Source organism: Desulforamulus putei DSM 12395, from assembly GCF_900129195.1.
GTDB lineage: Bacteria > Bacillota > Desulfotomaculia > Desulfotomaculales > Desulfotomaculaceae > Desulfotomaculum > Desulfotomaculum putei.
The window spans coordinates 109,682-119,324 of sequence record NZ_FQUY01000007.1; the positions used below are offsets into that span (position 1 = coordinate 109,682).

10 protein-coding genes and 1 tRNA gene are annotated in these 9,643 nt (G+C 46.0%); 7 read left to right on the top strand and 4 right to left on the bottom strand.

What is annotated here, in order from left to right; all coding sequences use genetic code 11:
- Positions 1-25 precede the first annotated feature (25 nt).
- The 3 genes from BUB67_RS06720 to BUB67_RS06730 all read left to right on the top strand — a co-directional run bounded on the left by BUB67_RS06720 (position 26) and on the right by BUB67_RS06730 (position 2,779).
- On the top strand, positions 26-874 hold the full coding sequence (locus BUB67_RS06720; RefSeq protein ID WP_073237688.1) for a histidinol-phosphatase: 849 nt from the start codon (positions 26-28) through the stop codon (positions 872-874).
- Positions 875-1,052: 178 nt separating this feature from the next.
- Positions 1,053-1,886, top strand: a complete 834-nt coding sequence (locus BUB67_RS06725; protein ID WP_073237691.1) for a DnaD domain protein — start codon at positions 1,053-1,055, stop codon at positions 1,884-1,886.
- A 182-nt stretch (positions 1,887-2,068) separates the two neighbouring features.
- Positions 2,069-2,779 (top strand): cell wall hydrolase, encoded by a 711-nt coding sequence (locus BUB67_RS06730; RefSeq protein ID WP_073237694.1) that lies wholly within the window; start codon positions 2,069-2,071, stop codon positions 2,777-2,779.
- Positions 2,780-2,810: 31 nt separating this feature from the next.
- On the opposite strand, the gene BUB67_RS06735 is transcribed toward BUB67_RS06730, so the two are convergent.
- Entirely contained in the window at positions 2,811-3,593 is a 783-nt protein-coding gene (locus BUB67_RS06735) for a Fe-Mn family superoxide dismutase (RefSeq protein ID WP_073237697.1), read from the bottom strand.
- A 184-nt stretch (positions 3,594-3,777) separates the two neighbouring features.
- On the opposite strand from BUB67_RS06735, the gene BUB67_RS06740 reads away from it, so the two are divergent.
- Entirely contained in the window at positions 3,778-5,766 is a 1,989-nt protein-coding gene (locus tag BUB67_RS06740; RefSeq protein ID WP_073237736.1) for a transglycosylase domain-containing protein, read from the top strand.
- A gap of 252 nt (positions 5,767-6,018) precedes the next feature.
- Here BUB67_RS06740 and BUB67_RS06745 read toward each other — a convergent pair whose 3' ends face one another.
- Both BUB67_RS06745 and BUB67_RS06750 read right to left on the bottom strand, forming a co-directional pair.
- Positions 6,019-6,219, bottom strand: a complete 201-nt coding sequence (locus BUB67_RS06745) for a hypothetical protein (protein WP_238456979.1) — start codon at positions 6,217-6,219, stop codon at positions 6,019-6,021.
- A 33-nt stretch (positions 6,220-6,252) separates the two neighbouring features.
- Entirely contained in the window at positions 6,253-6,513 is a 261-nt protein-coding gene (locus BUB67_RS06750; protein ID WP_073237700.1) for a YgaP family membrane protein, read from the bottom strand.
- 178 nt (positions 6,514-6,691) lie between these two features.
- Between BUB67_RS06750 and BUB67_RS06755 the strand changes: the two genes are divergently transcribed.
- From BUB67_RS06755 to BUB67_RS06765, 3 genes are all read left to right on the top strand, one after another.
- Positions 6,692-6,768, top strand: a tRNA-Pro gene (locus tag BUB67_RS06755).
- A 536-nt stretch (positions 6,769-7,304) separates the two neighbouring features.
- Positions 7,305-7,955, top strand: a complete 651-nt coding sequence (pduL, locus tag BUB67_RS06760; RefSeq protein ID WP_073237703.1) for a phosphate propanoyltransferase — start codon at positions 7,305-7,307, stop codon at positions 7,953-7,955.
- 31 nt (positions 7,956-7,986) lie between these two features.
- Positions 7,987-9,180 carry an acetate/propionate family kinase gene (locus BUB67_RS06765; RefSeq protein WP_073237706.1) on the top strand — a complete coding sequence of 398 codons (1,194 nt, stop codon included), beginning with the start codon at positions 7,987-7,989 and terminating at the stop codon, positions 9,178-9,180.
- A 250-nt stretch (positions 9,181-9,430) separates the two neighbouring features.
- Here BUB67_RS06765 and BUB67_RS06770 read toward each other — a convergent pair.
- On the bottom strand, positions 9,431-9,643 hold a 213-nt coding region (locus BUB67_RS06770), incomplete at its 5' end, for a DUF5348 domain-containing protein (protein ID WP_073237742.1).

Below are 9,643 nucleotides of genomic sequence, written 5' to 3' on the forward strand. Positions count from 1 at the left end.
TCTATTCTGAAGGAGAGGGACCCCGTTGTATTTGGCTGATTATCATGTTCACCCCGGTTATTCTATGGATGCAGAACCCTGCTCCATTGAACAGTACTGCCAGCGGGCAGTGGAGTTGGGGCTTCAAGAAATATGCTTTACCACCCATTTTGAGTGTGACCCGCGGCGAAAGCATATCGACTGGCTGGTGCGTTTGAACGGCCGGTACCATCCCATGGACCGGTGGTCCTGGATTGATCACTATCTTCATGATATTGAAAGGGCCAAAGGTATCTTTAAATCGGCAGGTCTAAAAGTGAAAGCAGGATTGGAGGTGGGCTATGATGTCGGGCTGGAAGCGGTTATTGAAGAACTGGTTACCAACTATCCCTGGGATTTTATCCTGGGTTCTGTGCACTGCCTGAACCATATTGCCATCTCCTCCGGCCGGGAAAGTCCTTTTTATTTCCGGGGTCGTACTGCAAAGCAGGTTTGCCTGGATTATTATAAAATTTTGCAAGAAGCCGTATCCACGGGTTTCTTCGATTGTGTCGGGCATCTTGATATCTATCGAAGACATGGGCTTGACTACCTGGGAGAGGAAATTAACCAGGCGGAATTGGAGCATGCGGAAAGGATTTTCAAGCAAATCTCCCGGCAGGGCATGGGATTGGAAATCAACACATCGGGGAGGCGAAAGGGACAGGATTTTTTTCCTTCCGGAAGGTTGCTGAAGTTAGCCAAGGAATGTGGCATTACCATATTTACAATGGGTTCCGATGCCCATAGAATATCTGAACTGGGCCAGGGGCTGGTGCAAGCAACGGAATTACTTCATACACACGGCCTGTGTTTGCATAGTTTTGAGAAAAGAATCCCCACTGCCGTGAAATAAGATGAATCATATTTTGTTAAAAAATCACGGATTGGAACTAAATGGAGTAAAACCAAACCATCCTGTAAATAGGCTTATATCAGGGAGCTTTTCCTGCAACTTTGTCGACAAACAGATGTGGACAAGGCTGCCAACCTTACCATAAAATAATGGAAGGAATTCAGGAGGGGGTTGGGGCATGTCGCATAAGAACAGTTACGCAGTCAAAAAAGAATTTGATGCTACCAACATGACCGTTTACTTTGGTTCTGCCATCTTTACGGGCGGCATGACAAGTATACCGAACTTATTCCTAAAATATTACCGTGACGTGGGTATCACGGATTCCGAAATGATGCTGATTATTCAGTTGTTAAGACTACGCCATGAAGAACAACTGTTAATGCCCAGTATAGAGACCCTGGCCGGCTGCCTGTCTGCCGAACCGGCACAAATCGAAAGACAGATTAAAAATTTACTTGACAAAAAAGTCATTGGCATTACAAATTATTTCACCGGTGACGACGGTTCAATTAAACAGGGGTATGACTTTGAACCTCTGGTGTTTGAACTTTCAGAGGTCTGGGCCCTTAATCAAAAAAAAGAATTGGACCGCATTGCTGAAAGATTGCATTCTTCTCCAGGCCATGTGAGCCGTGATCAGGAAAAGACCGGAATTGTTTTGACCCCCCGGGAACAGGATCTGTGCCATACCTTTGAAAATGAATTTGGCCGGTTGCTCTCCCCCATGGAGATCGAACAAATCATCGGCTGGCTGGAAGAACATGACACTGAACTGATATTAGAAGCGTTAAGGCAGGCAGTAATCAGGGGAAAACATAATTTTAAATACATCGGCAGCATTCTCAGGGAATGGCACAAAAACAATATCCGGACCCTTCAGGAAGTGGAAGCCTACCAGCAACGGTTTGAACAGAACAGGGCCAGGCAAATGCAACGAAAGACCGGTATGGAATCCGTCAATAAAGCGGATCAAAAGAAAAAGACATTGATGAGATCAATGTATAGTTAATTACCCAGATAACGCCCGGAGGGGCGTTTTTATTATTTAAGGTCCTGCATTTATAAAATTCTGATAACTGAGTATATTTTGTCCTTCTGCCCATATAAAATGACAGAGCTTTTCTTGTAGTTAATGTGTATATTCTTAACATAATTGTACAAACTATCATATGGGTAAGAAAGGAGGAACCAATGAACAAGAAGTACCGTAAGATCGCCACTGTACTGGCGGTTGTGTTGGCAGTCACCTCTGGCTTGGTTGGCGCTACGGCAGCTGCAGGGGAGACTTGCGACGGTGCGGGCGGTTTAGATTATGAAGGGTCTGATCCGGACCGATCATGCCAGGAAGTCACTTACATTGTCCGGCCGGGAGACACCCTGTATCAGGTTTGCAGGGACTACAATGTGTCACTCGGTCAACTGATGCGGGCCAATAATTTAAAGAGTACGGTAATCTATCCAAATCAAAAGCTAATCGTTCCAACAGGCAGTGTATCTGCCTACGGCATGGTACTGTCCCGGGGGGATATCTCCAGGGATGATATCGAACTGCTGGCCAGACTCATCCATGCCGAGGCCAGGGGAGAATCCTTTGAGGGAAAAGTAGCTGTAGGGGCCGTCATCATTAATCGCCTGGCAAGCCCGGATTTCCCCAAAAATATTCGAGACGTCATTTTGCAAAACAACAACCGGGTTTACCAGTTTTCGCCCGTTCAGGACGGCTCCATCAACCTTAAGCCTGATGAAGAATCCATGCGGGCTGCTATAGAAGCTCTCATGGGGCGTGACCCTACCGGCGGAGCATTATTCTTTTACAACCCGGTGGTTGCTACAGATAAATGGATAAAAACCCTTCCCGTAGTTACCCGAATTGGCAACCATGTTTTTGCCACCAAGGTATAATACCACAAAAGGCTAACCCTTATGAAAAAGGTTAGCCTAATTTATTTATGAATGATTTGTCCTGATTGTTCTTCAGATTGGTTAACCGGGAGTTTACAACCAACCAATCAAGGTTGCGAAAAAAAGCATCCATATAGCTGGCACAATTGGTCCCGTAATCAAGAAAATAGGCATGTTCATGTACATCCAGGACCAGCAAGGGCTCCAGGCGGATCACCGGTCCCTGGGTATCCTGTCCGTAATTATGAAGGTGGCCGTCGTCGTAATCGTAACCCAGAATCACCCAACCACGGCTGGCCAACCCTGTTGCCCGAAAGTCCTTTTCCCAAAACTCGTAGGACCCAAAATCTCTGACGATGGCCTCCAGGATTGCTCCTGTGGCAGATCCTCCTTTGCCTCCGAGGTTTTCGAAATACAATTCATGCAGTTTATAACTGCCCACCGTACAGGTCTCTGCGTTTTTTAAAGATCGCAGGTCGCTGTAGGTGGAGTTGCTTTCGCCATGTTCCATGGAGCGCAGCTTTATCCTGATTTCATTGGTCTTATTAACATAACCCTGGTAAATCTTATAGTGTTCTTGGATTTGCCTGGGTGAAAAACCGATCATAGACAGGAGCTGGACCTTTAGTGGACGACTTTCAATGAGACTGAATGTGCCGTCGGAAGGGTCGGGAATATATATAACGTCTCCTGGATTAAGACGATCCAGGTTTTCCAGATTAGTGTTGGCAATGGAAAGATTACTGAGACTGACATTATATTTTTTTACGATGGCTTTTATTGTATCACCAGACCGGACGACGTGCCTTGGCATAAAATCACCATCCCAAAATTTTCTATTATAACATAATATTCTTTTGGCACATTGGGGTGCCGCTTTTTTGCAAAGCATAAGGACCTGATTGAGTGATATAATAGTTAAGATCACAAACCAGCAGGAATGGTGGAGGGAGAAATTGAACCGGGTCAATCAATGTTTCCTCATCATAGGTTTTATTATGTTATTCTACTGCGTTTCCGGTTGTGCCACAGTAGATCAAGGGCAGCCCCCGGATATTCCCATGCCTTCCAAAATTGTTGATGTAAATAATAAATTAATCACGACGGTTGCCCCGGTGAATACCGTGCCGGTGCAGTTGGACCAAATCGCCCTGTCCATGCAACAGGCCATTGTGGCCATTGAAGATGAACGGTTTTACCAGCACCGGGGCATTGATTTTAGGGGTTTGGCCCGGGCAGCCTACCAAAACCTGCGCAGCGGTGATATCGTACAGGGGGGCAGCACCATCACCCAACAGTTGGCCAAAAATTTATATTTGGGTCCCGAACGGACACTGGGCAGGAAGATAAAGGAACTTTATTATACCATTCAACTGGAACGAACCTATACAAAAAAAGAAATTTTAAATATGTACTTAAACCGTGTCTATTTTGGCCAGGGGGCCTATGGGGTTGAAGCGGCGGCCCGAACCTATTTTGATAAGTCCGCCAAAGATTTGACACTGGGGGAAAGTGCCATGCTGGCGGGTTTACCCAGGGCGCCCAGTTATTATGCTCCTACCACCAACCTGAAAGGGGCCAAGGAAAGACAGAAAATCGTATTAAAGCGTATGCTGCAGTTAGGCATGATTTCTGAAGAAGCTATGAAAGAGGCCCTGGCCGAACATATCGAACCACAGGCCAAAACCGAAGCATTACAACAGGCACCTTATTTTGTGGCGGAAATTATCAAGTACTTTAAAAATAAATATCCCAACGGTATGGAAATGTTATATTCCAGCGGTTTAACCATTCAAACCACATTGGATTTGGCCATGCAAAAAAGCGCCGAAAGGGCTCTGGAACAGGGATTGGGAAAGGTAAATCAAGAAATTAACGGGGCACTGGTGGCCATTGACCCCAAAAACGGCTATATAAAGGCGATGGTAGGCGGCAGGAGCTGGCAAAAGTCACAGTATAACCGTACCCTGGCCAAAATGCAGCCAGGCTCAGCCTTTAAGCCCTTCCTATATACCGCAGCTATTGATTCCGGTTACACCGCCGCCAGCATTGTTTTTTGTGAGCCAGTCACTTACCGGCAAGCAGGGGCAGAGCCCTATACCCCGAAGGACCACAAGGTTGGATATCACTACCGGCCCTTTATTCTGAAACAGGCCCTAGCCATCTCCGACAACGTTGTTGCCGTCCGGCTGGCGGATATGATTGGCCCCGACGTCATCATACGATACGCGAAGGCCATGGGAATTGAAAGCCCTTTAAGGCCCTACCTGTCTCTGGCGCTGGGGACTTCGGAAGTAACCCCCCTGGAAATGGCGGTTGCCTTCGGGCCCCTGGCCAACCAGGGAATTCGATGCAAACCTCTTTACATCGTAAAGGTTACCGATAGTTCCGGTAGAGTACTGGAGGAACACCGGCCCCAACTGGCCAAGGTCATTGATGAAAAGGTGGCCTACATTGTCACGGATATGCTGAAGGCCGCCGTGCAGCCCGGGGGTACGGCCGCCCAGTTGTCCTGGATGGTGTCAAGGCCGGTGGCAGGAAAAACCGGCACCACTGAAGATTACACCAATGCCTGGTTTGTGGGTTACTCTCCAGATCTAGTAGCTTCCGTGTACGTAGGGTATGACGACAAGAAGAAAAAAGTTGGCTTGACCGGAGGGGACATTGCAGCTCCCATCTGGGGGCAATTTATCGAAGAGGCCCTCAAGGGTACCAGGGTAGTGGACTTTGAAGTACCCACCGGAGTTGTTCGGGAAGAAGTCTGTACTGCGGATGGGTTAAAGGCCTCGGCCCTATCCAGCGGTACCATGTCAGCTTACTTCATCCAGGGGACCGAACCCAAGATACCTTGTTTTGGGGACGTCTGGTGGAAGAAACCTGCGGATTCAGGGGAAGGCCCCCGGGACCTGATTTATAATCCCACTTCCCCGGTACCGGACGAGCATCCCTATCGCCCTCAATGGCCCTGGTTGCAAGAGGAAAGATAACGTTAAACACAATAAATAACAGGCCCCCGGAGGCCTGTCATTTATTGTGTTATTCCCTGGAATATTCAGTCAGGTAACAATCTTCGCAGTAACTGTTACCCATCTCTTCGTCAATCATCAACTTGGATTCATCATACTCTTTACCACAGACACAACATGTAAACACGATGGGTTTCCTCCCTGGTGCCGTTCAGGTCAGGTTAGAGGTTAACTCCTTAGAATGATTTCCTAAGAAGAAACGGTCGGAACCAATTAGAGAAGCTGCTGGCATCTTTGCCGGGCTTCTTCCAGTAAAATTCCTGTTTTTTTGCACAGTTGAGCAAGTTCTTGTTTTTCAGGCGCACTGGCGGGAAGTTTATCAATGGTTCTTCCCATATCCATCATGCAATCTTGTGCGTTTTGGATACAGTTTTTTAGTTCTGCTGAATTGCTTGTGTTGACGATTATCTTCACCCCCCTTTCCCAAGATGCTGGCAACCGTATTGACTACCTCTCCGAATCCGGCACACCGGTCGTCCAATTGTCCACCTCCTCCTCGACAGTTAGGCGCGGTTCAAGACTTGAAACGCCTAAAACATGGTAAAGAGGACTGTAGCCAATGGCGGCTACCACCAGTATTTCAATGCCCAGAATACTAAAAAGAACAGACCAAACAGATCCAAAGATTTTTAAAATCCCCAGGGCAAGAAAACTGATGCCAAAGGTAACCCGTATAATTTTATCGGCAGTACCGACATTTTTTTGCACAAATCATCCCTCCCCAGGGTAAAATGTGTAAGCTTATTATTTGCATTTGAGGCTTGCTTATACGAAAGATCATTTTCTTTTGTGGTGGTATTGCAGAAAACAGATTGATTGAAAATGTTCTTGACAAAAAGGAAACAATCGGTCATAATAGTGTCTGTTCACAGTTGAATATTGTCTTCGGGATGTAGCTCAGTTTGGTAGAGCGCACGGTTCGGGACCGTGAGGCCGCAGGTTCAAGTCCTGTCATCCCGACCATCTTGATGTATATAAATGAAACCCGTGAAAGCTTGTGGTTAAAGCCTTTACGGGTTTTATTTTTGCTATCTGCCACTTGGTTAAGGTGCCAAGCTCTTGCCGGGAATTGAAGCAGCGATGTAATAAGACGTAATAATAAGAGAAACGGAAAAATTGGTACTATTACAGCAGAAAAAAGTCAGAAAAGCAAGTCATCAATTTTGCTTGAAAACAAGAAAGATGCTGTTTAAAATTAGGTTGAGAAAAGTGTATACAATTTATGGGTGTTTTCTGACAAATGATGCTACCATCCAAAAAGATAGCACTGGTAATACATAGGTAATACCATCATACCTGACAAGGAAAACTTTGTAATTATAAGCAAAATGTTTCTGCTTTCTTTTGGTTCTGAATACAAAACCTATAATTGAAAGTGTTTGAAAAATTAGTTTTAGACTTAGTTATAACATACTGTATCGTAGATTTGTTGGTAATTCATTTAAATTTATGTTGTTAAAAGAAACTACATTAAAATCTATTAAAAGGAAGTGTGAAAGATGGCAAATGCACAAGATCTCCCCACTCAAGTAAACCCGGATGAAATTATCCCCATCCCCGTCACCGTGGGTATCTCTGCCCGCCATGTACACCTCAGCCGTGAGCATGTTGAGACTTTGTTCGGCCCTGGGTATGAATTAAAACCCATGAAGGACCTGTCCCAGCCGGGTCAGTTTGCCGCTGAAGAGACAGTAACGGTGGTAGGCCCCAAGGGAGTTATTGAGAAAGTCCGTGTTCTGGGGCCCGAGCGTAAGCAAAGCCAGGTGGAACTGTCCATTTCTGACTGTTTTAAAATAGGCATTAAGGCTCCCTTGCGGGACTCCGGCGATTTGGCCGGTTCTGCCTCTGTCACTTTAGTGGGACCTGTTGGTTCCGTTACCCTGAAGGAAGGGGCCATTATCGCTGCCCGCCACATTCATATGCATACCTCCGACGCTGAAAAATACGGCCTGGAGGACGGGGACAGAATTTATGTCAGAGCCAAAGGACCCAGAGGTATTATCTTTGGCGATGTGCTGGTACGCGTAGGCGACAATCATAAACTGGAAATGCATGTGGATACCGACGAAGGAAACGCTGTGGGCTTAAGAAACGGCGATACCGTGTATGCCTACAAGATTCAGGGTCACATTTCCGAACTGGTAAAATAAACAGGCGTAATGGACTAAAGGAGGAAAACCCTTGTTAATCCTAGTTGTTAACTGCGGCAGCTCATCAATCAAATATAAGCTGATGGATATGGAGCAAGAGACCGTACTTCTTTCAGGTTTATCCGAAAGAATTGGTATTGCCGGTTCCAGAATCAAACAGGAGTCCCATAAAGGTGAAAAGTTGGTTCTGGAACAGGATTTACCCAATCATAAGGTGGCTTTGGAAGCCATCCTGAAATGCATTACCGATCCCAAGTATGGCGCCATCAGTGACATTTCTGAAATTAAAGCTGTTGGCCACCGGGTTGTTCATGGCGGAGAAAAATTTAACAAATCCGTGGTTATTGATGAAGAATTAATTCATGTACTGGAAGAGATGTCTGAATTGGCGCCCCTGCACAACCCGCCGAATATTGTTGGTATTAAAACCTGTCAGGAACTGATGCCCCATGCGGCCCAGGTGGCAGTCTTTGATACCGCCTTCCATGCAGCCATGCCGAAACATGCTTACACCTACGCCATTCCTTACGAGTATTATGAGAAGTATAAAATCCGCAGGTACGGGTTCCACGGGACTTCTCACAAATTTGTGTCCCACCGGGCTGCCGAGATTTTAGGCAAATCGGTTAAGGAATTAAAAATCATTGTTTGTCATCTGGGTAACGGTTCCAGTATTTCTGCCGTGAGCAACGGAACTTCCGTTGATACCACTATGGGCTTCACCCCTCTGCCGGGCCTGCCCATGGGAACCCGCACCGGGGACATCGACCCGGCTATTATACCCTTCTTGATGGAAAAAGAAAACCTGAGTGTCAGTGAAATCAACAATGTATTAAATAAAAAGAGCGGTGTACTGGGTGTATCTGGTATCAGCAGTGACTTCAGGGATTTGGAAGAGGCAGCCGAGCAGGGCAATGAACGAGCTGAACTGGCTTTAAGCATGTTTGCCTACGCCATTATTAAGTACGTCGGTGCTTATACCGCTGCACTGGGCGGTCTTGATGCGCTGGTCTTTACCGGCGGCATCGGCGAAAACTCCAAGGACATGAGAGCCAGAGTATTAAAGGGCTTAGCCTATACCGGTCTGCAGATTGACGAGGAGAAGAACAACACCCGCGGCAAGGAAGTCATTATCAGCAAACCCGGTGCTCCCTTTGTAGCTATGGTTATTCCTACCAACGAGGAATTAATGATTGCCAGAGAAACCAAAGAACTGGTTCAATAATGCTAAACAGCCACAGATCATAACGATTTGTGGCTGTTCCCTTTAGAGACAGAAAAAACCGGAGCGTTCGCCTGCTTATACTTTGTAAGACAAATATAAGAATTCGTTATTTATAATGTAAGATGTTATTAACGCTGCATAATGTCCTAAGATTGATGTTGCATGATGACCCAAAGTTGACGGATATAATGACCGATATTTTAGAAAGGGAGGAAGTGGCAAGAACAACCACTCCCCCCCTTTTTCTAACTTAAATTATCACCCGGTATGTTTCCTGAATTTTTAAATTTAATCGTACATCTTGCATAATAACATACCATTCACTATCCAACTCTAATCTACAGGCAATGTTGGTCTTCCCGACCAAAAGTTGAAAATATTCTCCGCAATGAAGGCCATACTCACGATTTCCTAAAACGACAACCCAGCGATCCTGTTGAGAATCATATCTCATTTCTACCCC